This window comes from Streptomyces sp. GD-15H (assembly GCF_045291515.1).
In the GTDB taxonomy this organism is placed as follows: domain Bacteria; phylum Actinomycetota; class Actinomycetes; order Streptomycetales; family Streptomycetaceae; genus Streptomyces.
On record NZ_CP149447.1, the window covers coordinates 3,283,356 to 3,309,473 of the forward strand.

The 26,118-nt window shown below is 70.4% G+C and carries 20 protein-coding genes and 2 pseudogenes; 15 read left to right on the top strand and 7 right to left on the bottom strand.

Features of this window, described 5'->3' with window-relative positions:
• Positions 1 to 71: 71 nt before the first annotated feature.
• The 5 genes from WJ438_RS15165 to WJ438_RS15185 all read left to right on the top strand — a co-directional run bounded on the left by WJ438_RS15165 (position 72) and on the right by WJ438_RS15185 (position 8,262).
• Positions 72 to 1,748 (top strand): fumarate hydratase, encoded by a 1,677-nt coding sequence (locus tag WJ438_RS15165; protein WP_406725723.1) that lies wholly within the window; start codon positions 72 to 74, stop codon positions 1,746 to 1,748.
• Between the two features lie 411 nt (positions 1,749 to 2,159).
• Positions 2,160 to 3,128 carry a M28 family metallopeptidase gene (locus tag WJ438_RS15170; protein WP_406725724.1) on the top strand — a complete coding sequence of 323 codons (969 nt, stop codon included), beginning with the start codon at positions 2,160 to 2,162 and terminating at the stop codon, positions 3,126 to 3,128.
• 411 nt (positions 3,129 to 3,539) lie between these two features.
• Complete coding sequence (locus WJ438_RS15175; protein WP_406725725.1) at positions 3,540 to 4,943, top strand: class II fumarate hydratase; 1,404 nt, start codon at positions 3,540 to 3,542, stop codon at positions 4,941 to 4,943.
• Positions 4,944 to 5,058: 115 nt separating this feature from the next.
• The gene (locus WJ438_RS15180; protein ID WP_406725726.1) at positions 5,059 to 5,799 is read left to right on the top strand and encodes a DUF402 domain-containing protein; all 741 of its coding nucleotides are present in this window, start codon (positions 5,059 to 5,061) and stop codon (positions 5,797 to 5,799) included.
• Between the two features lie 330 nt (positions 5,800 to 6,129).
• Positions 6,130 to 8,262 carry a SpoIIE family protein phosphatase gene (locus WJ438_RS15185; RefSeq protein WP_406725727.1) on the top strand — a complete coding sequence of 711 codons (2,133 nt, stop codon included), beginning with the start codon at positions 6,130 to 6,132 and terminating at the stop codon, positions 8,260 to 8,262.
• A gap of 81 nt (positions 8,263 to 8,343) precedes the next feature.
• Here WJ438_RS15185 and WJ438_RS15190 read toward each other — a convergent pair whose 3' ends face one another.
• Complete coding sequence (locus WJ438_RS15190) at positions 8,344 to 10,635, bottom strand: transglycosylase domain-containing protein (RefSeq protein WP_406725728.1); 2,292 nt, start codon at positions 10,633 to 10,635, stop codon at positions 8,344 to 8,346.
• A 270-nt stretch (positions 10,636 to 10,905) separates the two neighbouring features.
• Here WJ438_RS15190 and WJ438_RS15195 point away from each other — a divergent pair, with 270 nt between their 5' ends.
• The 5 genes and pseudogenes from WJ438_RS15195 to WJ438_RS15215 all read left to right on the top strand — a co-directional run bounded on the left by WJ438_RS15195 (position 10,906) and on the right by WJ438_RS15215 (position 15,910).
• On the top strand, positions 10,906 to 11,841 hold the full coding sequence (locus tag WJ438_RS15195; RefSeq protein ID WP_406725729.1) for an SPFH domain-containing protein: 936 nt from the start codon (positions 10,906 to 10,908) through the stop codon (positions 11,839 to 11,841).
• Positions 11,838 to 12,136: pseudogene (locus tag WJ438_RS15200) on the top strand (hypothetical protein). The gene WJ438_RS15195 and the pseudogene WJ438_RS15200 overlap by 4 nt, the downstream one beginning before the upstream one ends.
• A 156-nt stretch (positions 12,137 to 12,292) precedes the next feature.
• Positions 12,293 to 12,817 (top strand): PadR family transcriptional regulator, encoded by a 525-nt coding sequence (locus WJ438_RS15205; RefSeq protein ID WP_406725730.1) that lies wholly within the window; start codon positions 12,293 to 12,295, stop codon positions 12,815 to 12,817.
• Positions 12,814 to 13,503 carry an ABC transporter ATP-binding protein gene (locus WJ438_RS15210; protein ID WP_406725731.1) on the top strand — a complete coding sequence of 230 codons (690 nt, stop codon included), beginning with the start codon at positions 12,814 to 12,816 and terminating at the stop codon, positions 13,501 to 13,503. Before WJ438_RS15205 ends, WJ438_RS15210 begins: the two co-directional genes overlap by 4 nt.
• A gap of 89 nt (positions 13,504 to 13,592) precedes the next feature.
• A pseudogene (locus WJ438_RS15215) lies at positions 13,593 to 15,910 on the top strand (ABC transporter permease).
• Positions 15,911 to 15,949: 39 nt separating this feature from the next.
• Here WJ438_RS15215 and WJ438_RS15220 read toward each other — a convergent pair.
• Complete coding sequence (locus WJ438_RS15220; protein ID WP_406725732.1) at positions 15,950 to 16,957, bottom strand: LysR substrate-binding domain-containing protein; 1,008 nt, start codon at positions 16,955 to 16,957, stop codon at positions 15,950 to 15,952.
• A 133-nt stretch (positions 16,958 to 17,090) separates the two neighbouring features.
• Here WJ438_RS15220 and WJ438_RS15225 point away from each other — a divergent pair, with 133 nt between their 5' ends.
• Positions 17,091 to 17,645, top strand: coding sequence for a peroxiredoxin (locus WJ438_RS15225; RefSeq protein ID WP_406725733.1), 555 nt, complete (start codon positions 17,091 to 17,093; stop codon positions 17,643 to 17,645).
• Between the two features lie 6 nt (positions 17,646 to 17,651).
• Entirely contained in the window at positions 17,652 to 18,185 is a 534-nt protein-coding gene (locus tag WJ438_RS15230) for an alkyl hydroperoxide reductase (RefSeq protein ID WP_406725734.1), read from the top strand.
• An 83-nt stretch (positions 18,186 to 18,268) separates the two neighbouring features.
• On the opposite strand, the gene WJ438_RS15235 is transcribed toward WJ438_RS15230, so the two are convergent.
• The 4 genes from WJ438_RS15235 to WJ438_RS15250 all read right to left on the bottom strand — a co-directional run bounded on the left by WJ438_RS15235 (position 18,269) and on the right by WJ438_RS15250 (position 23,654).
• The gene (locus WJ438_RS15235) at positions 18,269 to 19,711 is read right to left on the bottom strand and encodes an AI-2E family transporter (RefSeq protein WP_406725735.1); all 1,443 of its coding nucleotides are present in this window, start codon (positions 19,709 to 19,711) and stop codon (positions 18,269 to 18,271) included.
• Positions 19,712 to 19,866: 155 nt separating this feature from the next.
• A complete protein-coding gene (locus tag WJ438_RS15240) occupies positions 19,867 to 20,592 on the bottom strand; it encodes a transglycosylase SLT domain-containing protein (protein ID WP_406725736.1) in 726 nt (241 codons plus the stop codon).
• Positions 20,593 to 21,126: 534 nt separating this feature from the next.
• Positions 21,127 to 22,452: a PhoH family protein gene (locus WJ438_RS15245; protein ID WP_406725737.1), complete on the bottom strand. Its 1,326-nt coding sequence runs from the start codon at positions 22,450 to 22,452 to the stop codon at positions 21,127 to 21,129.
• Between the two features lie 428 nt (positions 22,453 to 22,880).
• The gene (locus WJ438_RS15250; protein WP_406725738.1) at positions 22,881 to 23,654 is read right to left on the bottom strand and encodes an isoprenyl transferase; all 774 of its coding nucleotides are present in this window, start codon (positions 23,652 to 23,654) and stop codon (positions 22,881 to 22,883) included.
• 886 nt (positions 23,655 to 24,540) lie between these two features.
• Between WJ438_RS15250 and WJ438_RS15255 the strand changes: the two genes are divergently transcribed.
• The 3 genes from WJ438_RS15255 to WJ438_RS15265 are packed head-to-tail and all read left to right on the top strand — an operon-like array spanning position 24,541 to position 25,313.
• The gene (locus WJ438_RS15255) at positions 24,541 to 24,798 is read left to right on the top strand and encodes a hypothetical protein (RefSeq protein WP_406725739.1); all 258 of its coding nucleotides are present in this window, start codon (positions 24,541 to 24,543) and stop codon (positions 24,796 to 24,798) included.
• Positions 24,799 to 24,852: 54 nt separating this feature from the next.
• The gene (locus WJ438_RS15260; RefSeq protein ID WP_406725740.1) at positions 24,853 to 25,008 is read left to right on the top strand and encodes a hypothetical protein; all 156 of its coding nucleotides are present in this window, start codon (positions 24,853 to 24,855) and stop codon (positions 25,006 to 25,008) included.
• A gap of 5 nt (positions 25,009 to 25,013) precedes the next feature.
• Complete coding sequence (locus WJ438_RS15265) at positions 25,014 to 25,313, top strand: NAD(P)H-binding protein (protein ID WP_406725741.1); 300 nt, start codon at positions 25,014 to 25,016, stop codon at positions 25,311 to 25,313.
• Between the two features lie 75 nt (positions 25,314 to 25,388).
• On the opposite strand, the gene WJ438_RS15270 is transcribed toward WJ438_RS15265, so the two are convergent.
• Positions 25,389 to 25,715 (bottom strand): hypothetical protein, encoded by a 327-nt coding sequence (locus tag WJ438_RS15270; protein ID WP_406725742.1) that lies wholly within the window; start codon positions 25,713 to 25,715, stop codon positions 25,389 to 25,391.
• Positions 25,716 to 26,118 lie beyond the last annotated feature (403 nt).

Below are 26,118 nucleotides of genomic sequence, written 5' to 3' on the forward strand. Positions count from 1 at the left end.
ACCGGCTGCGGCAGGCCATACGCTGGTGAGCGCCCGCCGACGGAGGCGGGCGGCCACCTGTCGAGTGAGGAATGGGCGAGATGCCTGAGTTCGAGTACGCCGATCTGCTCCCCATGGGAGAGGACACCACCCCCTACCGGCTGGTGACCTCCGAAGGTGTCTCCACCTTCGAGGCCGACGGACGGACCTTCCTCAAGGTGGAGCCGGAGGCACTGCGCAAGCTCGCCGAAGAGGCCATCCGCGACATCCAGCACTACCTGCGCCCCGCGCACCTCACCCAGCTGCGCCGCATCATCGACGACCCCGAGGCCTCGGCCAACGACAAGTTCGTCGCCCTGGACCTGCTGAAGAACGCCAACATCGCGGCGGCCGGCGTGCTCCCCATGTGTCAGGACACCGGTACCGCGATCGTCATGGGCAAGCGCGGCCAGAACGTCCTCACCGGGGGCCGCGACGAGGAGGCCCTGTCCCGGGGCGTCTACGACGCGTACCGGAACCTCAACCTGCGCTACTCCCAGCTGGCGCCGCTGACCATGTGGGAGGAGAAGAACACCGGCTCCAACCTCCCGGCCCAGATCGAGCTGTACGCCACCGACGGCGACGCCTACAAGTTCCTGTTCATGGCCAAGGGCGGCGGCTCCGCCAACAAGAGCTTCCTCTATCAGGAGACCAAGGCCGTCCTGAACGAGACCTCCATGATGAAGTTCCTGGAGGAGAAGATCCGTTCGCTCGGCACGGCCGCCTGCCCGCCGTACCACCTGGCGATCGTCGTCGGCGGTACGTCCGCCGAGTACGCGCTCAAGACCGCGAAGTACGCCTCCGCGCACTACCTCGACGAGATCCCGGCCGAGGGCTCTCCGCTGGGCCACGGCTTCCGGGACAAGGAGCTGGAGGAGAAGGTCTTCGAGCTGACGCAGAAGATCGGTATCGGCGCGCAGTTCGGCGGCAAGTACTTCTGCCACGACGTCCGCGTGGTCCGCCTGCCGCGGCACGGCGCGTCCTGCCCGGTCGCCATCGCCGTCTCCTGCTCCGCCGACCGCCAGGCCGTCGCGAAGATCACCTCCGAGGGCGTCTTCCTGGAGCAGTTGGAGAAGGACCCGGCGCGGTTCCTGCCGGAGACGACGGACGAGCAGCTGGAGTCGGAGGGCGACGTCGTCAAGGTCGACCTGAACCAGCCGATGGACGCCATCCTGGCGGAGCTCACCAAGTACCCGGTCAAGACCCGGCTTTCGCTCACCGGCCCGCTGGTGGTGGCCCGCGACATCGCGCACGCCAAGATCAAGGAGCGGCTGGACGCGGGCGAGGGGATGCCGCAGTACCTCAAGGACCACCCGGTGTACTACGCCGGTCCGGCCAAGACCCCCGAGGGCTACGCGTCCGGCTCCTTCGGCCCGACGACGGCCGGCCGCATGGACTCCTACGTCGAGCAGTTCCAGGCGGCCGGCGGCTCCAAGGTGATGCTGGCCAAGGGCAACCGCAGCCAGCAGGTCACCGACGCGTGCGAGGCGCACGGCGGCTTCTACCTCGGCTCGATCGGCGGCCCGGCCGCCCGGCTCGCCCAGGACTGCATCAAGAAGGTCGAGGTCCTGGAGTACGAGGAGCTCGGCATGGAGGCGGTCTGGAAGATCGAGGTCGAGGACTTCCCGGCGTTCGTGGTCGTCGACGACAAGGGCAACGACTTCTTCCAGGATCCGGCGCCGGCGCCGACGTTCACGACGATTCCGGTGCGGGGGCCGGGGCTGGCGTAGTGCCCCGGGGGGGCGGCGGTTGAGGGTTTCGGCTCCCGCCGCCCCCTCCCTTCCCGTCTCCTAGGCCGCGCCCCGGGGCTCCTTCGGCCTCGAACGGGCCCCGCCCCCGAACGCCGGACGGGCCGGGGGCGGTCCACCGCCCGCAGTTCGCCCTCGACCGGCCGGGACAGCTCGACACCGGCCGTGCCCTCACGGCAGACCCCGGCCCCGGAAACGCCCGTGAGGGCTGCTGCGGGGCTCCGCGCGCCCGGATAGCGGACGCCGTGTTCCTTTTTGGACAACCTGCCCGCGCGGGCCCCGTTTCCGTTGACTCCCTCAACCTCCGCTGTGAGTCTTCTCGCCAATCTGACATGTACATGCCATGTCGGGCTCCATGTGGCCACCCCACGGCCACCTCTCGAAGGAGACAGTGTGAGACGACGATTCGCCGTGGCGAGCTTCTCCCTCGCCGTCGTGCTCGGCTGCGGAACGCTCCCCGCCGCGGCCGCCGCTCCCGCGGACGCGAGCCGGTCCGCCCTCGCCGTGGACGCGCTCGCCGCGCCTGACGTCGACGTGACGAAGATGCGTGCGCACCTGAGCGAGCTCAGCGCCATCGCCGGCCGCAACGGCGGCAACCGCCGCTCCACCACCCAGGGGTACCGCGACTCCGTCGCCTACGTGAAGGGCAAGCTGCAGGCGGCCGGTTACACCGTCACCGAGCAGCCCTGCACCTCCGGCTGCACCAGCGGAGCGGGCCCCAACCTGATCGCCGAGTGGCCGCGGGGCGACACGAACAACGTGTACATGTTCGGCGCCCACCTCGACGGCGTCTCGGCGGGCCCCGGCATGAACGACAACGGTTCCGGCTCGGCCGCACTCCTGGAGAACGCCCTGACCCTGGCCCAGCAGAACCCGACCATGCGCAACCGGGTCCGCTTCGCCTGGTGGACCGACGAGGAGCAGGGCCTCAACGGCTCGAAGTTCTACGTCCGTTCACTGTCCTCCACCCAGCGCTCCAAGATCCGGGCGTACTACAACTTCGACATGGTCGCCTCGACCAACGGCGGCTACTTCATCAACCGCATCACCTCGTCGGCCGCCGCGCCGATGAAGGCGTACTGGGACTCGCTGGGCCTGCGGCCCGAGGAGAACACCGAGGGCGCGGGGCGCAGCGACGACTACCCCTTCGAGCAGGTTGGCATCCCCACCTCCGGCTACGCGATGGGCGCCAGCGCCCGCAAGACGTCCGCACAGGCCACCAAATGGGGCGGCACGGCCGGTTCCGCCTACGACCCCTGCTACCACCGGTCCTGCGACACCCTCACCAACATCGACACCATCGGCCTGAACCGCGCGGCCGACGGCATCGCCCACACCCTCTGGCAGCAGGCCGTCTCCTGAAGCCGGGACACCGCCGGGTCCCGGCCCGGCGGTGTCCCGGCCCGGCGGTGTCCCGGCAGGTCCTACGGCAGGTCCACGGTCGAGGTCGGCGGCGGCACGCTCACCACGCCGTCCGACGCCGGCGCCCGCAGCGGACGCGTGCGGCGCCCGGTCGGCCTGACGGCGTACGCGGGTCGCCGGGTGGCCGTCTCCCCGCGGCCGGTGAGAGCGCGTCCCCGCGGACGGGCCTCCTGGCCGACGACGCGTGCCTCCGGGCACCTGGCCGGCGCCGGCCTCCACACGGTACTCCGCCCCGCAGCCCCCTCGCGGCGGGGCGGAGTCCGTTCCGGGTACCCGCGCGCAATGCTGTCAAGGGACCGGCAGGAATACACCCGGCCCGCACCACTGCTGTGGACCTTCGGAGGTATGACGATGACGACCACGGACGACAGCCGGCACTACCGCATCGAGCACGACTCCATGGGGGAGGTGAAGGTACCGGCCGACGCCAAGTGGCGGGCGCAGACGCAGCGGGCCGTGGAGAACTTCCCCCTCTCCGGGCAGCGCATCGAACGCGCCCACATCGAGGCCCTCGCCCGGATCAAGGGCGCCGCCGCGAAGGTGAACGCGGACCTCGGGGTGCTGGACAAGGACATCGCCGAGGCGATCGGCGCGGCGGCCGGGGAGGTCGCCGAGGGCAAGTGGGATACGCACTTCCCGGTCGACGTGTTCCAGACGGGTTCGGGCACCTCGTCCAACATGAACGCCAACGAGGTCATCGCCACCCTGGCGACCGAGCGGCTCGGGCGGGCCGTGCACCCCAACGACCACGTCAACGCCTCCCAGTCGTCCAACGACGTCTTCCCGTCCTCGATCCACATCGCCGCCACCGCCGCCGTCACCCGGGACCTCGTGCCGGCCCTGGAGCACCTCGCGGCCTCGCTGGAGCGCAAGGCCGAGGAGTTCGCCGACGTGGTGAAGTCCGGGCGGACGCACCTCATGGACGCCACGCCCGTGACGCTGGGGCAGGAGTTCGGCGGGTACGCCGCCCAGGTGCGGTACGGGGTGGAGCGGCTGCACGCCTCCCTGCCCCGGCTGGCCGAACTGCCCCTCGGCGGGACCGCCGTCGGCACCGGCATCAACACCCCGCCCGGGTTCTCGGCCGCCGTCATCGAGGAGATCGCCGAGGTCACCGGGCTGCCGCTGACCGAGGCCCGCGACCACTTCGAGGCGCAGGGCGCCCGGGACGGCATCGTGGAGACCAGCGGTCAGCTGCGCACGATCGCGGTCGGACTGACGAAGATCGCCAACGATCTGCGCTGGATGGCCTCCGGGCCCCGCACCGGCCTCGCCGAGATCACCCTGCCCGATCTCCAGCCCGGCTCCTCGATCATGCCCGGCAAGGTCAACCCGGTCATCCCGGAGGCCGTGCTCATGGTCTGCGCGCAGGTCATGGGCAACGACGCGGCGGTAGCCACCGCGGGCGCGTCCGGCAACTTCGAGCTCAACGTGATGCTGCCCGTCATCGCGAAGAACACCCTGGAGTCGATCCGGCTGCTCGCCAACGCCTCCCGGCTGCTCGCCGACCGTACCGTCGACGGGGTCGTCGCCGACCGCGAGCGGGCCCGCGAGTACGCCGAGTCCTCCCTCTCCGTGGTCACCCCGCTCAACAAGTACATCGGCTACGAGGAGGCCGCGAAGGTCGCCAAGAAGGCGCTGGCGGAGCGGAGGACCATCCGCCAGGTGGTCCTGGAGAGCGGGTACGTCGAGCGCGGCGACCTCACCGTGGAGCAGCTCGACGAGGCCCTGGACGTCCTGCGGATGACGCGCCCGTAGACCGGCGTGACGCAGGTGGCTCCCCGTCACGATCCGGTCATGGCAGGCCGTTGCGCATGGGTGAACCGTGACGGGGACCGCGGCGTCGGGTGCCATGGGCACCTAATATCTGCCCATGGAAGAGGGCGGAGCGGCAGGACGCGGAGAAGCGGGCGGTCCACGGCGCGAACACGGGGCGGCGGGCGCCCCGGAGGGCCTCGGCGGCCCCCGGGGCCACTGGGCGCCCGGGACGCAGGTGCTGTGGCGTTACCGGGAGAACGGCGGCGCGCACATCCACATCGCGCGCCCCGTCACGGTCGTACGCGACGATCCCGAACTGCTCGCCGCGTGGATGGCGCCCGGCACCGAGTGCGTGAAGCCGGTGCTCGCCGACGGTACGCCCGTGCACCAGGAACCGCTCCCGACCCGGTACACCAAGCCCCGTACGGTGCAGCGCGACCACTGGTTCGGGACCGGTGTGCTGAAGCTGGCCCGGCCCGGCGACCCCTGGTCGGTGTGGCTGTTCTGGGACTCGGGCTGGCGGTTCAAGAACTGGTACGTGAACCTGGAGGAGCCGCTGGCCCGTTGGTCGGGCGGGGTGGACTCCGAGGATCATTTCCTGGACATCTCCGTGCATCCGGACCACAGTTGGCACTGGCGCGACGAGGACGAGTTCGCACAGGCCCAGCGGGACGGACTCATGGACGCCGCTCTGGCCGGAAGGGTGCGGGAGGCCGGCCGGGCCGCGGTGGACGTGATCGCCCGGTGGGGTGCGCCGTTCTCGGACGGTTGGCAGAACTGGCGCCCGGATCCGTCCTGGACGGTACCGTCACTGCCACCGGACTGGGACCGCGCTCCCGCGCATCTGTCGTCATGAGACTCTTGATGCACCCCGGGGCAAGAAACGTAGGATCGTCCTCCGCAAGGCACGGAGCGGCAACAACTTCCGTAGCACGCGCTGGGATTGACCGAACGTCACCGAGGGGCGGCAGGACGTGAGCGAGGGGTACGGCAACACCGGTGCGGGCCGGGGACGGTCGGCAGGCGGCACAGGAACAACCTCTGACCACGCGGGAATTCCGTTCCGGGGACACACATTCCGGGTATCGGAGTTTCGGCGGGACGTACTGCGCGCACGGCGTACGTCCCTGCCCTCACACTCACGGGGCAGGCGGGAATGCGAGGACAGGGACGTGGCCCCGGACGGATGGACTCGACACGCGTGACGGAGCAGCCGACCTCCTACGAGCGCCCGGAACCGGGCGTCACCCCCGCGGATGCCCGCGGGGCGCTCCTGCCCGCCTCGACACCGGCCCGCGGGCCGGGTGCGACATCGCCGTCTGCGCCGCCCGCTGCGTCGTCCGCGTCGGCCGCGTCCCCGACGGCGGGCCCGGCGGGCGGACCCGGCGCCGAGCACTCCCAGCCGGGCGCCGGGCAGGACGCCGAACCGGACGCGCACCGGCCCCGGCCCGCGTCCGAGGGCATCCCGCTCCAGCCTGCCGGAGAACCCGGAGAACAAGGACACAAGCCCGACGCACCGGACGGCCCGGCGCAGGACCGCTCCGCACGACCTCCCGACGGCCTGGAGCGCCGCACCGGGCAGGTGACGATGCCCGGGAGGCCCACGCCGATGCGACGGGACGGGGACCGGCTGAGGTTCGTCGGCGCCGCGACCCGGCGGATCGCCCGCGGTATCGATCTCGAAGAGATCGTCATGGGACTGTGCCGGGCCACCGTGCCCACCTTCGCCGACACGATCCTCGTCTATCTGCGCGATCCGCTGCCGGTCGGCGACGAGCGGCCCACCGGTCCGCTGGTGCTGCGGCTGCGCCGCAGCGACCGGATCCCGGCCGCTCGCGACACCGAGAACGGATTCGTGCCGGCCGCCCCGCCCGAGCCGTCCCCGCTGGACTCGGTCGGCGCGGAGCGGTGCACGGTGCGGCCCGGCAGCGCGCTCGCCGAAGTGCTGCGCGGCGTACGGCCGGTGTTCACGGACGCGCCCGCCGCCCGCGCCGCGCTGCCCGAACTTCTCGGTGAAGAGGGCGGGTCCGCCGTACCCGACGGGCAGCGGGCGATCCTCGCACCGCTGCGCGGCCGGCGCCGGGTCATCGGCGCGGCCCTGTTCCTGCGCGGCCCCGAGCGCATCGCCTTCGAGGCCGACGACCTGCTGGTCGCCGCCCAACTCGCCACGCACAGCGCCCTCGGCATCGACAAAGCGGTGCTGTACGGGCGGGAGGCGTACATCGCCGACGAGCTGCAGCGCACCATGCTGCCGGAGAACCTGCCCCGTTGCACCGGTGTGCGGCTGGCCTCCCGTTATCTGCCGGCCGCGGAGACCGCGCGCGTGGGCGGTGACTGGTACGACGCCATCCCGCTGCCCGGCAGCAGGGTCGCGCTGGTGGTCGGCGACGTCATGGGGCACTCCATGACGTCCGCCGCGATCATGGGTCAACTGCGCACCACCGCCCAGACCCTGGCCGGACTCGACCTGCCCCCGCAGGAGGTGCTGCACCACCTGGACGAGCAGGCCCAGCGGCTCGGCGCGGACCGCATGGCGACCTGCCTCTACGCGGTGTACGACCCGGTCGCGCACCGCATCACCATCGCCAACGCCGGCCATCCGCCGCCCATTCTGCTGCCCCTGGGCGGGCGGGCCGAGGTGCTGCGGGTGCCCTCGGGCGCCCCGATCGGCGTCGGCGGCGTGGACTTTGAGGCGGTCGAACTGGAAGCACCCGCGGGGGCGACCCTGCTGCTGTACACCGACGGTCTGGTCGAGTCCCGGCTGCGGGACGTGTGGACCGGCATCGAGCAGCTGCGCGAGAAGCTCGCCGCGACCGCGCAGCTGACCGGCCCGGATCATCCGCCGCCGCTGGAGGCGCTGTGCGACGAGGTGCTCGACATGCTCGGTCCGGGCGACCGGGACGACGACATCGCGCTGCTCGCCGCCCGCTTCGACGGGATCGCGCCGAGCGATGTGGCGTACTGGTTCCTGGAGCCGGAGGACGCCGCTCCCGGCCGGGCCCGCCGGCTGGCCCGCAGGGCGCTGTCCCGGTGGGGCATGGAGGAGCTGACCGATTCGGTGGAGCTGCTGGTCAGCGAGGTGGTGACCAACGCGGTGCGGTACGCCTCCCGGCCGGTCACGCTGCGGCTGCTGCGTACGGACGTACTGCGCTGCGAGGTCGGTGACGACGTGCCGCAGCTGCCGCGGCTCCGGCAGGCGCGTGCCACGGACGAGGGCGGACGCGGCCTGTACCTGGTCAACCGGCTGGCCCGGCGCTGGGGCGCGACCCGGCTGAGCACGGGCAAGGTGGTGTGGTTCGAGCTGAACCACGGCGGCTGAGCGGCACGGAGAGGAGGTGGGGCGCCCGGTGTTGTCACCGGGCGCCCCACCTCGTTCGTTGCCCCGCCTACTGCTTCACGCCTACTCGTCCGCGCCGCCCGTCGACTTGTCCGGGTCCTCCGGGACCCCGATCGTCGGCGGGGTGGCGGGCGGAGAAGTCGGCGGCGTGGTCGTCGGCTCCTCGGTCGGCGGCTCGGTGGTGGGTTCCTCGGTCGTCGGCTCGGTGGTCGGGGGCTCGGTGGTGGGCGCCTCGGTCGTCGGCTCCTCGGTCGGCGTGTCCGACGGCGTCGGGGTGGAGGACGACGGTGACGGGGGAGGCTTGACGGCCGCTCCCTGGCTGGTCTCCAGGTCGAACCTGCTGGTCTTCTCCCTCACGCCGAAGGTGTACGCCGACCAGATCTGCGCCGGGAAGCCACCGCCGTTGACCCGGTCCTCGCCGCCCGCGCCGTACATCTCGACCTGCTTGTGCGGGGGCTTGTCGTCCTCGCCGAACAGGCCGACCGCGGTGACCAGGTCGGGGGTGTAGCCGGCGAACCACGCCGACAGGTTGTTGTCGGAGGTGCCGGTCTTGCCGGCGACCTGCTGGCCGCCGCGCAGCGGATGGTCCCGGACGGCCGCGCGGGCCGTGCCGTCGTCGACCACGCCGGTCAGGACCGAGGTCACGGTGTCGGCGGCCTCGCGGCTGATGGCCTGTTCGCCGATCGCGTCCGGGGCGGTGACGGTGCGGTCGAGGTGCTCCGCCGACTTCAGGATCGTCGGGGTGGTCTTCTTGCCGTGGTTGTCGAGGGTGGCGTAGACGCCGGCCATGTCCAGCGGGCTCGCGCCCATGGAGCCCAGGGTCTGGGCGGGCACCGCCTCCAGCTTCTCGACGTCCATGCCGAGCTTGCCGGCGGTCTCCATCACCTTCTCCATCCCGATGTCGACGCCCATCTGCGCGAAGACGGAGTTGACGGACTTGTTCATGGCCGTCTGGACGGTGATGTCGTCGTAGTCGACGTCGCCCTGATTCTCCGGGGCGAACCCGACCTCCCTGCCGTTCTCCACGACGGGGCGCTTGCTGGTGCCGTCGTAGACGGTGTTGGCCGTGATCGGCTCGCCGTCCTGGGTCTCGGCCTGCTCCTCGACGGCGGCGGCCAGGATCACCGGCTTGAAGGTGGAGGCGGGCTGGTAGTCGGGGCGGGTGGCGTTGTTCATGTAGTGCTTGAGGTAGTCCACACCGCCGTACATCGCCACGACCGCGCCCGTCTTCGGGTCCACGGACACGGCGCCGGCCTGGACGTCGGCGTCGACCTCGCGTTCCTTCGGGTCCAGCTTGTCGGTCAGCTGGGTCCTGACCGCCTTCTCCAGCGCCGCCTGCTTCTTCTTGTCGATGTTGAGCGTGATGGTCCAGCCGCCGAGGTCCACCAGGGCGTCGGCCTGCTTGGCGTCCTCGACGGCTTCCTCGGCGACCAGCTGCTTCTTCAGGGCGTTGTTGGCCGCCTCCACCAGGTAGCCGGTCTGGCCCGCCATGCCCGGGTTGCCCTTGGGGTCCTCCGGCACCGGGAACTCCATGCCGGACCGCTCGGAGCCGTCCAGCCAGCCCTGCTCGACCATGTTGTCCAGCACGTAGTTCCAGCGGTTCTTGACCAGCTTCTTGCCGTTCTCCGAGGCCACCGCCCAGTCGTACTGGCTCGGCGCCTGGAGGAGCGCGGCGAGGTAGGCGCCCTGCTCGACCGTGAGGTCCTCGCTGTCGACGCCGTAGTAGGCCTGCGCGGCGGCCTGGACGCCGTAGGCGCCCCGGCCGTAGTAGCTGGTGTTCATGTAGCCGGCGAGGATGTAGTCCTTGGACTTCTCCTGGTCCAGCTTCAGGGAGATGACGAGTTCCTTGAGCTTGCGGGAGACCGTCTGGTCCTGGGTCAGGTAGTAGTTCTTCACGTACTGCTGGGTGATCGTCGAACCGCCCTGCGCGCCCTTGCCGGAGAGGGTGTTCAGCACACCGCGCGCGGTGCCCTTGAGGTTGACGCCGGCGTCCTTGTAGAACGTCTTGTTCTCGGCGGCGACGAAGGCCCGCTGGACCGGCTTGGGAACCTGCGCCAGCTCGACGACCTCACGGTTGACCTTGCCGTCGCGGGCCATGATCGAGCCGTCGCTGTACTTGTAGACGTTGCTCTGCTCCTGGGCGTCGGCGTTCCCCTCGGGGATGTCGATCACCATGTACAGCACGATGAAGGCGCCCATGCCGAGCAGACAGAGCCCGAAGAACGTGCCGAGGATCTTCTTCCAGGTGAACAGGCGGCGTATCCGGCCCCGGCCCTGTCCGCCCGACGAACGGCCCCCGGATGCCGCACGGTGCCCACCGCGCTGCCGTGCGCGTCGTTCTTCCGCTCGTCCCATGGGTCCGCTCTGCTCCGCTTCGTTCATGTGTGCGCGACTGCCACACGGATTCGCCGCTCAGGTCAACTCCGCAACCTAACACCGGGAGGTATGACAAACGGCTGCCGATCCGGTCTTTACGGACGTGACAATCAGCACCCGCCTCACTGGAACCGACGCACGAAAGATGTCCAAGGTTGCCGCGATCCGCTAAAGTGATATCACTTAGATATTCAGGCGCTAGCGGCACGAGACCGTGCGGCAGACGCCCCGGAAGGCGGGGGATCACCCATGTCCACACATGACGCGCAGGTCACGGCCGACGTGCCGGAGATGCCGGCACCACGCGTACGGGAGAAGACGGCGCACAGCATCGGCGGCGGGCTGGCGCTGACGCTCGGACTGGCCGGGCTGCTGCTCGGCGTCGGGCTGGCCATCAGCGCCACGGCGGTCACCGGGAACGGCATGAAGGCCCTGCTGATCATCAGCGGCACCCTGATCGCCATAGCCGCGTTCCTCGCGATGTGCGGGCTGAACATGGTGGCGCCGGGCGAGGCCCGCGTGGTCCAGCTCTTCGGCCGGTACCGGGGCACGATCCGGCAGGACGGCCTGCGCTGGGTGAACCCCTTCACCTCGCGCACCAAGATCTCGACCCGTGTGCGCAACCACGAGACCGCGGTCCTCAAGGTGAACGACGCCTACGGCAACCCCATCGAGCTCGCCTCGGTCGTGGTGTGGCGGGTGGCGGACACGGCGCAGGCCACCTTCGAGGTGGACGACTACGTCGAGTTCGTCTCCACCCAGACCGAGGCCGCCGTCCGGCACATCGCCATCGAGTACCCCTACGACGCCCACGAGGAGGACGGCCTCTCGCTGCGCGGCAACGCCGAGGAGATCACCGAGAAGCTCGCGGTCGAACTGCGCGCCCGCGTGGACGCGGCCGGCGTCGAGATCATCGAGTCCCGCTTCACCCACCTCGCCTACGCCCCCGAGATCGCCTCGGCGATGCTCCAGCGGCAGCAGGCGGGCGCGGTCGTGGCGGCCCGGCAGCTGATCGTGGAGGGCGCCGTGGGCATGGTCGAGACGGCCCTGGCCCGGATCACCGAGCACGACATCGTGGAGCTGGACCCCGAGCGCAAGGCCGCGATGGTGTCCAACCTGATGGTGGTGCTCTGCGGCGACCGCGCCGCGCAGCCGGTCCTCAACACAGGGTCCCTCTACCAGTGACCACCCCCTCCGACTCCTCCGAGGGCAGGGCCCCTCGGCGCAGGCCGCAGCAGCAGCGCAAGCAGGTGCTGCTGCGGCTGGACCCGCTGGTGTACGAGGCGCTGGCGCGGTGGGCGAACGACGAGCTGCGCTCGGCCAACGCGCAGATCGAATTCCTGCTGCGCCGCGCCCTCGCGGAGGCGGGCCGCCTCCCCGGCGAGGCGGGCCCCCTCCCCGCCGGGGCCGCCCACCGGTACGACCCCCCTCCGCACCACCGCCCACCCAGCCCCCCGGCGACTCGCCCAAGCCCGGGTGACCCTCCCCGGGCCCCCGGCTCCCCGCCGGGGTCACCAGCACCCCTCAGTGACAGAACCGTGACAATCACCCCTCACCTGGGCTCCCACCCCTCGCTCCACGGTCTGCACACTCGGTGTATACACGGGGCGTATACACCGTGTGTAGAGTCCTCCGCATGTCCATCGGTCACACTCTTCTCGGGCTCCTGGAGTCCGGCCCCCGCCACGGTTACGACCTGAAGCGGACCTTCGACGCGACGTTCGGCCACGACCGGCCGCTGCACTACGGCCAGGTCTACTCGACGATGTCCCGCCTGCTGAAGAACGGGCTCGTCGAGGTCGACGGCATCGAGGCCGGCGACGGCCCCGAGCGCAAGCGGTACGCGATCACCGAGGCCGGCGTCACCGACGTCGCGCGCTGGCTCGCCACGCCGGAGAAGCCGGAGCCGTACCTCCAGTCGACGCTCTACACCAAGGTGGTCCTCGCGCTGCTCACCAGCCGCGACGCCGCCGACATCCTCGACACGCAGCGTTCCGAGCATCTGCGCGGCATGCGCGTCCTCACCGAGCGCAAACGCCGGGGCGACCTGGCCGACCAGCTCGTCTGCGACCACGCCCTTTTCCACCTCGAGGCCGATCTGCGCTGGCTGGAGCTCACCGCGGCGCGCCTCGACAAGCTCCGTGAGGCGGTCAGCCGATGACGATCCCCGCCGGATCCCTGCTCGCCGCCCAGGACCTGCGCAAGGCGTACGGTCCGACCATCGCGCTGGACGGCGCCGGGCTCTCCATCCACCCCGGCGAGGTCGTCGCGGTGATGGGTCCCTCCGGGTCGGGCAAGTCGACCCTGCTGCACTGCCTCGCCGGGATCGTCACCCCCGACTCCGGCTCCCTCACGTACGACGGGCGCGAACTGACCACGATGAACGATTCCGAACGCAGCAGGCTCAGGCGCTCGGAGTTCGGCTTCGTCTTCCAGTTCGGGCAGCTCGTGCCGGAGCTGACCTGCGTGGAGAACGTCGCCCTGCCGATGCGGCTGAACGGCACGCCCCGCAAGGAGGCCGAGCGGACCGCCCTGTCCTGGCTCGAGCGTCTCGAGGTCGACGACGTGAGCAAGAAGCGGCCCGGTGAGGTCTCCGGCGGGCAGGGCCAGCGGGTCGCCGTGGCCAGGTCGCTGGTCACCGGCCCGCGGGTGCTGTTCGCCGACGAGCCCACCGGCGCGCTCGACTCGCTCAACGGCGAGCGTGTGATGGAACTGCTCACGGACGCCGCGCGGTCCACCCACGCCGCCGTCGTCCTCGTCACGCACGAGGCGCGGGTGGCCGCGTACTCCGACCGCGAGATCGTCGTACGCGACGGGAAGTCGCGGGACATGGAGCACGCCGTATGAGCGGGCTCGAGGAGCGGGCCCGCACCGCCCCCGCCGTCCCCGCGGCCCGCGCGGAGTCGAAGCTCCGGGCCGTGGCCCGGGACCTGGGCATGGGCCTGCGGTTCGCCCTGGCCGGCGGGCGTGAGGGATGGGTCCGCGCCCTGCTCACCGGCGTCGGCGTCGGGCTCGGCGTGGCACTGCTGCTGCTCTGCGCCGCCCTGCCCGGCGTACTGGCGGAGCGGGACCGACGGCAGGAGGCGCGCCTCGACTGGCCCTTCAGCCAGGAGGTCCCGCCCAGGGCCGACGACACACTGCTCATCGCGCGCACCGACACCCAGTTCCAGGAGCGGGAGATCCGCGGCCGCACGCTGGAGCCGGAGGGCCCGAAGGCGCCGCTGCCGCCGGGCCTGAAGGAGTTCCCGGCAGCCGGTGACATGGTCGTCTCCCCCGCCCTGAAGGAGTTCCTCGCGTCGGACGGCGCCGAACTGCTGCGCGAACGGCTGCCGTACGACATCACGGGGACGATCGGCGAACAGGGGCTCATCGGCTCGCAGGAACTCGCCTACTACGCGGGCGCCACGGGGCTCGCGGACCGGCTCGGCAGCACGTCGGCGGTGCGCCTGGACGGTTTCGGCCCCCTCCCGGGTACACGCCCAAGGAAGAGACCGACCCGGTGATCACGCTGCTGGTCCTGGTCGTCTTCGTGGTGCTGCTGACGCCGGTCGCCGTGTTCATCGCCACGGCCGTACGGTTCGGCGGCGAGCGGCGCGACCGCCGGCTGGCGGCGCTGCGGCTGGTCGGCTCCGACGCGGCGACCACCCGGCGCATCGCGGGGGGCGAGGCGCTCGCCGGAGCGCTGCTCGGCCTGGTCCTCGGCGCCGGCTTCTTCCTGCTGGGTCGTCAGGTGGCTGCCTCCGTAGAGGTGTTCGGCGTCAGCGTCTTCCCGAGTTATCTGAACCCCTCGCCGCTGCTGGCCCTGCTGGTCGCGGTGGCGGTCCCGGCAGCCGCGGTGCTGGTGACGCTGCTCGCGCTGCGCGGGGTCGTCATCGAACCGCTGGGCGTGGTCCGTACGGCGCGTCCGTCCCGGCGGCGGCTGTGGTGGCGGCTGCTCATGCCGCTGGCCGGGGTCGCGATGCTCTACCCCATGGTCGGACAGGGCCGCGAGAACGGGAACTTCAACGAGTACCTGGTCGCCGGCGGTGTCCTGCTGCTGCTCATCGGCATCACCGCACTCCTGCCGTGGATCGTGGAGGCGGTCGTCTCCCGGCTCGGCAAGGGCAGCCTGTCATGGCAGTTGGCAGTGCGCCGACTGCAGTTGAGCAGCGGCGCGGCGGCCCGGATGGTCAACGGGATCGCGGTGGCGGTGGCGGGCGCGATCGCACTCCAGATGCTGTTCGCCGGCGTCGAGGACGACTACACCGAGGCCACCGGGCTCGACGTGTCGCGAGCTCAGGCGCAGGTGTTTCTGCCGGACGGCCGGGAACTCGCCCCCGCCGTTGACAAGCTGGCGAACACCAAGGGGGTGAGTAAGGTCTACGCGCTGTCCCACGGCTACGTCGCCGACCGGCCCTGGGAGCAGGAGCCGGGCGAGACCGGCGCCGTGACCGTCGCCGACTGCGCGACCCTGCGCACGGTGGCGGAGCTCCCTTCGTGCGGTGACGGCGACGTGTTCGCGGTGTCGGGCGCCGAGTACGTCACCGGCACCGCGGCGCTGAACCGGCCGGGCCAGGAGCTCCACTTCGAGGTGTCCGACCCCTCGACCGCCTCCGGCTACGGCAAGGGCTTCCGCTGGACGGTCCCCGCGGGCGTCAAGCAGGCCCGGTCGATCCCGGACCCGGTGGGCAATGAGCGCGGTGGCTTCCTGCTGACCCCGGGCGCGGTGCCGGCGGGGGTGACGGACGCGCTCTCCGGCGTGCTCTACCTCGCGGTCGACGACTCGGTGCCGTACGCCACGGAGCACGTGCGCAACACAGCCGCCGCGATCGACCCGTTGGCGGACACGGTCAGGTGGACCGCCACCGAGCGTTCCACCACGTACGACTCCATCCGTACCGGCCTGTTCGTCGGCGCCGTCTGTGTCCTGCTGCTGATCGGGGCGAGCCTGCTGGTCTCCCAGCTGGAGCAGTTGCGCGAACGCCGCAAGCTGCTGTCGGCCCTGGTCGCCTTCGGCACCCGGCGGCGCACACTGAGTCTGTCGGTGCTCTGGCAGACGGCCGTCCCGATCGGCCTGGGGCTGCTGCTGGCCGCGACGGTGGGCGTCGCGCTGGGCACGGTCCTGCTGCGGATGACCGGGACATCGGTACGGGTGGACTGGACGAGCCTGTTCCGGATGACCGGCATCGGTGCGGGCGTCGTCCTGGCGGTGACCCTGCTGAGCCTGCCGCCCCTGCTGCGCATGATGCGCCCGGACGGCCTCCGCACGGAGTGACCCGGCCTGCCCCGCCCCGCACCACGGGGCGGGGCGGTGTCAGGCGTCGTCGGGGACGATCCGTACCGGCAGGTCGGCCATCGCCTCCCGGAGCACCTCCGCCAGTTCCTCGTACTCCGCGGCTCGGGCCGCGCCCGTGCGCATGGCGAGGGCGATGCGGCGGGAGGGGGCCGGGTCGGTGAAGCAGGCGGTGCGCAGGCGGCCGGCGCGGCTGGTCTCGACGTCGACGGCGGTACGGGGCAGGAGGGTCACGCCGAGGCCGCCCGCCACCAGTTGCACCAGCGTGGAAAGTCCCGCCGCCGTCGTGGTGGCCGCGACTCCGTCGCGGCCCGCCTCGCGGCAGATGTCGAGGGCCTGGTCGCGCAGGCAGTGCCCCTCGTCGAGCAGCAGCAGGTTCAGCTCGCGCAGGACCGCGCGGGGAAGTCCCGTCCGGTCGCCGAGCGGGTGGTCCGGCGGCGTGACGAGCACGAAGTCCTCGTCGAAGAGCGGCATTTCGGTCACGCCCGGCACCCCGGGCGAGGGCCCCCGACCGGACCCGCCCGCGGCCGGGGAAGCCTTCGCGGCCGGGGGTGACACGGCGAGGAGCAGCAGGTCCAGGCGGCCGCCGGCCAGCCCCTCCAACAGGCTCGCGGTCTGCTCCTCGTGCACCTGGAGGTCGAGGTGCGGATAGCGGGCGCGGACCTGCCGCAGGACGGTGGGCAGCAGATACGGCGCCACCGTCGGGATCACCCCGAGCCGGAACACCCCGGTGAACGGCGCCCGCAGCGCCTCCGCCTCCTCGATCAGCGCCCCGACGTCCTCCAGCACCGCCTTGGCCCGCACCGAGAGGCGCTCACCGGCGGGTGAGAGCAGCACCTTGCGCGTCGTACGCTCCAGGAGGGTGACCCCCAGTGTCTCCTCCAGTGCCGACACGGCCCCCGACAGCGCGGGCTGGCTCATCCCGATGGCCGCGGCGGCATCCCGGAAATGCAGATGCTCGGCCACCGCGGAGAACGCGCGCAGCTGCGCCAGGCTGGGTTGCCGCTTGCGCCGGTTACCCACGGTCACTTATAGGCACCTCCGATCAGCATGACCGAGTGTAGCTATTTCACTAATCAATGCACCCTGTGCCAACATCAAGAACGTCCAACCCATGGGAAAACCCCGCAATCCGGGTGTTTCCTCGCTGCAAGGAGAGCCTGTGCTCACTGTCGGTGACAAGTTCCCCGAGTTCGAACTGACGGCCTGTGTCTCGCTGGAGAAGGGCAAGGAGTTCGACACGATCAACCACAAGACCTACGAGGGCAAGTGGAAGGTCATCTTCGCGTGGCCCAAGGACTTCACCTTCGTGTGCCCGACCGAGATCGCCGCCTTCGGTAAGCTGAACGACGAGTTCGCCGACCGTGACGCCCAGGTCCTCGGCTTCTCCGGTGACTCGGAGTTCGTCCACCACGCCTGGCGCAAGGACCACGACGACCTGCGCGACCTGCCGTTCCCGATGATGGCGGACTCCAAGCACGAGCTGATGCGCGACCTCGGCATCGAGGGCGAGGACGGTTTCGCCAAGCGCGCGGTGTTCATCGTGGACCAGAACAACGAGATCCAGTTCACGATGGTGACCGCCGGCTCCGTCGGCCGCAACCCCAAGGAGGTCCTGCGGGTCCTGGACGCCCTGCAGACCGACGAGCTCTGCCCGTGCAACTGGTCCAAGGGCGACGAGACCCTGGACCCGGTCGCGCTGCTGGCCGGGGAGTGACCTGACATGTCGCTCGACTCCCTCAAGTCCCGCATACCGGACTACGCCAAGGACCTGAAGCTCAACCTCGGCTCGGTCATCGGCAACTCCGACCTTCCCGCCCAGCAGCTGTGGGGCACGGTGCTGTCGACGGCGATCGCCTCGCGCTCGGCCATCGTGCTGCGCGAGCTGGAGCCCGAGGCGAAGGCCAACCTGTCGCCGGAGGCGTACACGGCGGCGAAGGCCGCCGCCGCGGTGATGGCGATGAACAACGTCTTCTACCGCACCCGCCACCTGCTGTCGGACGACGAGTACGGCACCCTGCGTGCCGGCCTGCGGATGAACGTCATCGGCAACCCGGGCGTCGACAAGGTCGACTTCGAGTTCTGGTCGTTCGCGGTGTCCGCGATCAACGGCTGCGGACAGTGCCTCGACTCCCACGAGCAGGTCCTGCGCAAGGCCGGCGTCGCACGCGAGGTCATCCAGGAGGCGTTCAAGATCGCCGCGGTGGTCCAGGCCGTCGCCGCCACGCTGGACGCGGAGGCGGCCCTCGCGGAGTAACTCCGCGGACCCGCCCTCCTCCTCCGCAGCGGGCCCGATCACCACGACGGTGACCGGGCCCGCTGTCGTGCACCACTCCCGTACTACTCCCGTGTGTCCTCCGGCGGAACCGGTTCCGGCGAGGCCGGCGACTCCGGAGATGCCGGCGGTGACGGCAGTTCCGGCGACACCGGCGGCCCGTGGTGGCTCATGGCCGCCGAAACCGCCGTGACACCCCGGGGCCTGGGGGCGAGACGTACGGCCGACTCCTGCGCGTACGCGTGCAGATAGCCCACGACGGTGTTCGTCACCGCGACCAGCGGTACGGCGACCACCGCACCGCCGATTCCGGCCACCATGCCGCCGGTGGCGACCGCCAGCACCACCGCGAGCGGGTGGACGCGCACCGCGCGGCCCAGGATGAACGGCTGGAGGATGTGGCCCTCGATCTGCTGCACCGCCAGGACCACCACCAGCGTCATGACGGCCGTGAACACGCCCTGGGTGACCAGTGCGACCACAACGGCCAGCGCCCCCGACACCACCGCACCGACGAGCGGGATGAAGGAGAACAGGAAGATGAAGACGGCCAGCGGCACCGCCATCGGCACGTTCAGGAAGTAGATGCCGAGGCCGATGAAGATCGCGTCAATCAGCGCCACCACCACCGTGCCGCGCACATACGCCGTCAGCGTCCGCCACGCGGCCGGTCCCGCACCGGCGACACCCGGGCGGGCGGCGGCGGGCACCAGCTTCAGCGTCCACTCCCAGATGCGCTTGCCGTCGTAGAGCAGGAACAGCGTCGAGAAGACCGCGAGCAGGATGCCGGTGAGCGCCTCGACGACGACGGTCACGCCCTCCAGGCCCGCCGAGGTGATCTGCTCGGTGTTGGCGCCGACCGCCTCACGCAGGTTCTTGGCGATCTCGTTGATCTGCTTGTCGGTGACGTGGAAGGGGCTGTTGAGCAGCCAGTTGCGCAGCTCGTCGATGCCGTCCTGGATCTGGTCGGAGAGGTGGTCGATGTTCTCCATGACCTGCCAGGTCACGAACCAGCCTATGAGGCCGATGACCACGAACCCGAACAGCGCGGTCAGCGCGGTGGCCGGTCCGCGCGGCAGCCCTATCTGCCGCAGCCGGGCCACCGTCGGCTGCAGCAGCGCCGTGATCAGCAGCGCGGAGACGAAGGCCAGCACCACCAGTTGGACGGCGCCGATGACCCGCATGAGCACCCAGACCGTGCCCGCGAGCACCAGCAGGCGCCAGCCGGCCTCGGCGGCCACCCGTACCCCCCACGGCACGGCCTGGGCGGGGTCCGGGCGGGAGAGCACGACATGAGCCGGAACGGAGGCGGGATCGGACACGGGGATGTGGTCGCCTGGCAGCGCGGGGGCCCGGTCGGCGGGTGCGGCGGCCGGTTCGGTCGTCTCGGCGTGCTCCGGGACGTCCCTGCTCTCCCGTTCCATCTCGGCACGGCGCTCTTCCAACCGCCTGCTCACTTCGGTCAGTCGGGCTCCGACCCGGCCGAGCCAACCTGGCACTCGTGACATGAACCGTCCCTTGCCCCCGTTTCGTACCACCACTCCCCCTGGAGTCGTCGCTCAGACCGTACATGGCGAAAGCCCCACACCGTAGGACGGTGCGGGGCTCTGCCGGGGTTGAGCGGGGGTCGCGGAACAGTGGGTCCGGCACGACCCGGGAGGCCCTAGTACCAGTGGTTGGCCTGCCAGAACGACCAGGCACCGCAGGGGCTGTCGTAGCGCTCGTTCATGTAGTTGAGGCCCCACTTGATCTGGGTGGCCGGGTTGGTCTGCCAGTCGGCGCCGGCCGAGGCCATCTTGGAGCCCGGCAGTGCCTGGACGAGACCGTAGGCGCCGGAGGAGGGATTCATGGCCTTGTAGTTCCAGGTGGACTCGCGCTGCACGATGTTGCTGAAGCACTGGAACTGGTCGGCCGGAATCATCTGCCGGGCCATCGCCTGGACCTGGGCGACCGTGTACGAGCTCTGGACCGCGAAGTCGGAGGCGGAGGCGGACGCCGTCTTGGAACGACTGGCGGCCTTTTCGGCCTCCGCGCGCTCCTTGGCCTCCTTCGCGGCCTTGGCCTCCTTGGCCGCCTGCTCGGCGGCTTCCTGCTTCTTGGCGATCGCGGTCTCGGCGGCGGCCTTGCGGGCTGCCTCCTCCGCGTCCTTCTTGGCACTCGTGTCCGCGGCGATGGCCATGGTTTCGGCCTGCTGCGTCAGGGACGCGGTCTGTACCTGGGCCTGCTGGCCCGCGGGGATGTCCGCGAGCAGCGTGGTGCCGGCTGCCGTCACCTCGGCGTCATTGTTGGTCTGCGCGGTGCTGCCCGAGGCAACGCCGACGACGCTTCCGACAGCGGTGACCGCCGTGGCCGAGGCCACTGCGAATCCCCGGACCGAAATCCGGCTCACACGGTTTCCTTCCAGCATCGACCGCTTCGGTGACCCTCGCGGACGCAATCGTGCCCCTGGCACTGGCCTCCCCAACTCGGGTCACGGGAGGCACGGGCCCGGTGGGCAACTCCCGAACGGGAGTGCCGCGTGATGCTCGGGCGGCATACGACGACGCTATGTAGTTGGCGCTGGTGCCTGTGGCGCCGTACCGCTGGGGGCACGACTGTGTCGCATGCGGGGCCTGACAGGAGTGAGACTCTGCCGTAATCCGGAGGCGCGAGGCAATTCCCTCACGCGTGTGAAAGCTCACATCTCGTTTGCCTCCGGCGATTCTCGGAAACCCGCACGCACGCCGACGCCGCCCGGCTAGGCTCTTCGCCTTTCCGGACGGCGCCAACTGCCGTGCCGTCGAACCGCGTTCGGAGGCGGGACCAAAGGGTCAACCTGATCCGCAGGGCGACTTACAGGACCCTTCCGACCTATTTACCCAATGACCCCAAGAGGCCGCGACACGGCCGATAAGACCCGGACGGCCCATCGGGGACGGACGGATCAGAGCTGCCCGTCCTCCAGCATTTCGGTCACAAGGGCGGCGATCTGGGACCTCTCGGACCGGTTCAGGGTCACGTGCGCGAAGAGCGGATGCCCCTTCAGCTTCTCGACGACGGCGACCACACCGTCGTACCGGCCCACCCGGAGGTTGTCCCGCTGGGCTACGTCGTGGGTCAGAACGACCCGCGAATTGGCGCCGATCCGGGACAGAACGGTCAGCAGTACGTTCCGTTCCAGTGACTGCGCCTCGTCGACGATCACGAACGCGTCGTGCAGCGAGCGGCCCCGGATGTGCGTGAGCGGCAGGACCTCCAGCATGCCGCGCGCGGTGACCTCCTCGATGACCTCACGACTGGTGACCGCCGACAGCGTGTCGAAGACGGCCTGCGCCCAGGGGCTCATCTTCTCGGCCTCGTTGCCGGGGAGATAGCCGAGCTCCTGCCCGCCCACCGCGTACAGCGGGCGGAAGACCATCACCTTCTGGTGCTGACGGCGCTCGAGCACCGCCTCCAGACCCGCGCACAGCGCCAGCGCCGACTTGCCGGTGCCGGCCCGGCCGCCCAGGGACAGGATCCCCACGTCCGGGTCGAGCAGCAGGTCGAGCGCGATCCGCTGCTCGGCGCTCCTGCCCTTGATGCCGAACGCCTCCCGGTCGCCGCGCACCAGGCGGACGTCGCCCTCGGGCGTGGCACGGCCGAGGGCCTTGCCACGCTCGGACTGGATGGTCAGCCCCGTGTGCACGGGCAGGTCGGCCGCTTCGGGCACGTAGATGTGCCCCTCCTCGAAGAGGATGTCCACCTGCTCGCCGGACAGGGTCAGTTCGGACATTCCGGTCCAGCCGGAGGCGTCCGTGACGGCGAGCTCCGCACGGTACTCCTCGGCGAGGAGACCCACGGAGGACGCCTTGATCCTGAGCGGGAGGTCCTTCGACACCACGGTGACGTCGAACCCCTCGGCCTGCAGATTGCGGGCGACCGCGAGGATGCGGGAGTCGTTGTCCCCCAGGCGGTAGCCACTGGGCAGCACGCTGGGGTCCGAGTGGTTGAGCTCGACACGCAGGGTTCCGCCGAGGTCCCCGATCGGAAGGGGAGCGTCGAGGCGGCCGTACCTCACCCGGTAGTCGTCGAGCAGGCGCAGCGCCTGCCGGGCGAAGTAGCCGAGTTCGGGATGGTGCCGCTTGGCCTCCAACTCCGTCACCACGACGATGGGAAGCACGACCTCGTGCTCGTCGAAGCGGCTCAGGGCGTTGGGGTCGGCCAGCAGAACGCTGGTGTCGATGACATAGGTGCGCCGGTCGGGCTTGTGGCGCTGTGTGCTGGTCACCACGGAAGGACGTACCCCCTCGGAAGAGGTCGGGGAGCGACGGAGCGGAGCTGGACCGGTTGACGGCGCCGATGCACGGGCCGAGAACCGGCCCTCCGCTGCTTCGTCCGTGCCGTGACCGCACGGTCGGGCTGGTGCAAAGGGCCTCCCGGGCGGACGACCCCGGGCCGCCCGCTGAGATCCGACACCCGTGGTTCGGGCGTCGACCTGTCTGAGTTATGCCCTCGAACAAGCGCTGCCATGCCAGACCGCACGACGGCGCTCCGGTGAACTCCCCGTTACGCCGGGCCTTCCAGCGGGTATACGGACCCGCTCGTGGCGCCGTTCGGCGGGGCGGCGGGGCAGTTCAGCCATTCGGCGGTGTTGTCGTGCTGGCCTGCGGGGTGTCGTGCCGATCTGCGGTGTTGCCCTCGCCGTTCCTCGGGGTGACCTCAGCCGCCGTAACGCCGATGGCGGGCGGCGTAGTCGCGTAGGGCGCGCAGGAAGTCGACCTTGCGGAAGGCCGGCCAGAAGACCTCGCAGAAGTAGTACTCCGCGTGTGCGGTCTGCCAGAGCATGAATCCGGACAGCCGCTGTTCACCACTCGTACGGATGACGAGGTCCGGGTCGGGCTGGGCCTTGGTGTAGAGGTGACGCCCGATCATGTCGACGTCGACGGCCTCGGCGAGTGCCTCCATCGAGGTGCCCTTCTCGTGGGCCTCGAGCATCATGGAGCGCACCGCGTCGACGATCTCCTGGCGACCGCCGTATCCGATGGCGACGTTGACCACTATGCCGTCGACCTGCGCGGTGGCCGCCTCGGCCTCTTTGAGCGTGGCCTGCATCCCGGACGGCAGCAGGTCGGGCGTGCCGACATGGTGCACCTGCCAGCGGCCGTCGGTTCCGAGGGTGCGTACGACGTCCTCGATGATGCCGAGGAGCGGGACGAGTTCGTCCTCCGGCCGGTCGAAGTTGTCCGTCGACAGCAGCCAGAGCGTGACGACCTCGACGTCGGTCTCGGTGCACCAGCCGAGGAACTCCCCGATCTTGTCCGCGCCGACCCGGTGGCCGTGGACGGTGCTGGAACCGGAGGCCTTCGCCCAACGGCGGTTGCCATCCATGATGACGCCGATGTGCTTGGGCACCTGAGCGGGGTCCAGGCGGCCTTCCACCCGGCGTGCGTACAGCCTGACCAGCAGGTCGCGCAGCTTGTCGCGCAGGTTCACGTGATCGTCAGCCCCTCCGTACGGGTCGGACAGGAGCGGCACCCGCCACAATCCGCGGCATACGGCCCGCTCTCGGCCGCGGGCGGATCCTGTCCCTCTGGCAGCCCTCGGACGCGAAGCTTACCCCCGTAGGGGGAGGGCTCAGAAAAACGGGCCGGTCCGTGGGGGGATACGGACCGGCCCGAGGGGGGGTTCCACCATAACCCTTCGTAAGTGATGCTGCGCGCATCGGCGGGCCACAACTACTCTCCGCAGCCATCCGGCGACACCCTGACAACCGCGGAACCTCGCATTCCAGGCACTTCGACGGACGGAATGCAGTACTTCCTCCGGGAAGAAACGGGTAATACGCGGTCATCGTGCCCGGCGTGGCGCGGCACACCCCTGAGCGGTCTCCGCCGTGTCAACCCTTCCGGCCGTCCCCCCGACGGGTGACCCCGCGAGGAACGCCCGCTTGACCCTGACCCGACGAGCCGACGACGGAGCGAAGAGCGGACGACGACGGAGGCGTCACGCAGTCCCCTCCACTGCGCGGCACCTCCCACACATCTTTGCTCGCACGAATTGCTGGGACGTGAACGCAGGCCGACCGACAGCCAAAAACCGAACCGCACGGCGATCGAGGGCGGAGTCCATCCTCGATCCTCCCTACCGCCGAAGACATGACGACGAGGTCGAGCACGAGGACAGCGGCGGGAACCGGGATCGGTTCGAAGGCCAGGCGCGAGCGGGACCAACTCGCGACGCGGTTCTTCAGCGTCTTCACCGAAGGGGACATCGACGGGCCGCGAGAGCTGCTCGCCGCCGATGCGCAGCTGGTCGCGGACAGCGGCGGTAAGGCCCGCAGTGGTTCGAGGGCGTCTTCGGCGCCGACCAGATGGCCTGGGTGCTCGCCGCCCTCCTGCCGCCGTTCGTCCATATCGGCGGCGTCGTGGAACCACACCAGGTGAACGGCTGGCCGGGCGCGGTCTTCCGCGACCGGGACGGCAAGGTCATCAACACCTGGGCCCTGGATATCCCCGATGGGCAGATCCAGACGATCCGCACAGTGAGCAACCCCGACAAGCTCGGGCATGCGGGCCCGGTCGCGGACGCCTGGGCGGTCCTGCGCGAAACACAGCAGGCCCGCCGCAATTCGGGCTGACCGCACAAGCGGAGCCTTCACCACAAGGACTTGCAACCAGGAAGGACAGTCGGCATGCGCATCACCGTCTTCGGAGCCAACGGCCCCACCGGCCGCCTGCTCACCGGCCGGGCGCTCGCCGCCGGACACCGGGGCAGCGCGGTGACGTCGATCCGCACCCCTGCACCGATGGCGGTCCCCTGTTCAACCGGCTGCTTCTGCCCTACCTGACGCGGGTGCTGGGCAAGCCGCTGTACGACGACATGCGGCGAATGGAAGCGCTGGTCCAGGCCAGCGATCTGGACTGGATGATCGTCCGCCCGACCGGGCTCTACCACCTGCCGTCCGTCACCGACTGCACCGTTGTCGAAGGCCCCGCCGACGGCAGGTTCGCCGCCCGCGTGGACCTGGCCGTGAGCATGCTGGCTCTGCTGGACGACGACCGCCACCTCCGCACCACCGTCAGCGTCATCACCACCGTCAACAACCCCACCTTGCTCCAGTGGATCCGCACCGAAGCGCTCGCCAAGAACTGAGCCTGGGACATAGCTCGACGACCAGGTACGGCGCGCCGCCGAGGAGGGGCAACTGCGCGCGGCCGGTCGGCCGTCTCATAGGTGGTCGCCTGTGAAACACCGCGCCGCTCGCCGATCATGCTGCGGTTTCTCTGTCTCATGGTCGACCGAAACCAAACTGCCGGACGCCAAAAGCTCCTCCCCGAACTGATCAATGATGCGCCGACTGAGCACGGAAGCACCTGAGTAGCCGGAGGGAAAGCCGCCCTTGGGCCAACCCCTCTCTCCCCTCCACTCGGCCCTCAGCCTGGTGAGCCAGTTCGCTTCCGCGCTGGTGCGCTGCCAGCGCATGAGCCGCTGCCAATCGAAGTTGTTGAGATGCAGCACCCGGTAGTCACTCAGGCTGGGCAGGAGCCAGTACACCGGCAGCCCTTTGCGGGCACATCAGCCACTGAGCCGCCCTCCGTTTTCGTCGTCGTGTCGACCATGATCCATCGCGGAACGCTCGGCCCGACTGATCGGTTCGACACAGCAGGTGGCCCCGGTCGTCCCACTCCTGGCTGGGCCCGGGAGCCCACACGAGTCGGTGTCCGCCGATCCGGCTCATTTCACCCATGCGTGTCGCGTCGCACCCCCTGGGGCCTGTGGACGGCCGCCCGGCGGGCGTGCGGGTCCGGGCGAACGCGTTGGTCGCGAGAGAGTTACTCTGAAGCGTTCCCGGCAGAACGCGGCGGATGTTCCACGAGGTTGAACAGCTCATCGATGAACTCCTCGTCCATCCGCTCGATGCGGCGTTCGCTGCGCCAGTGCAACACGCGGTCCCACG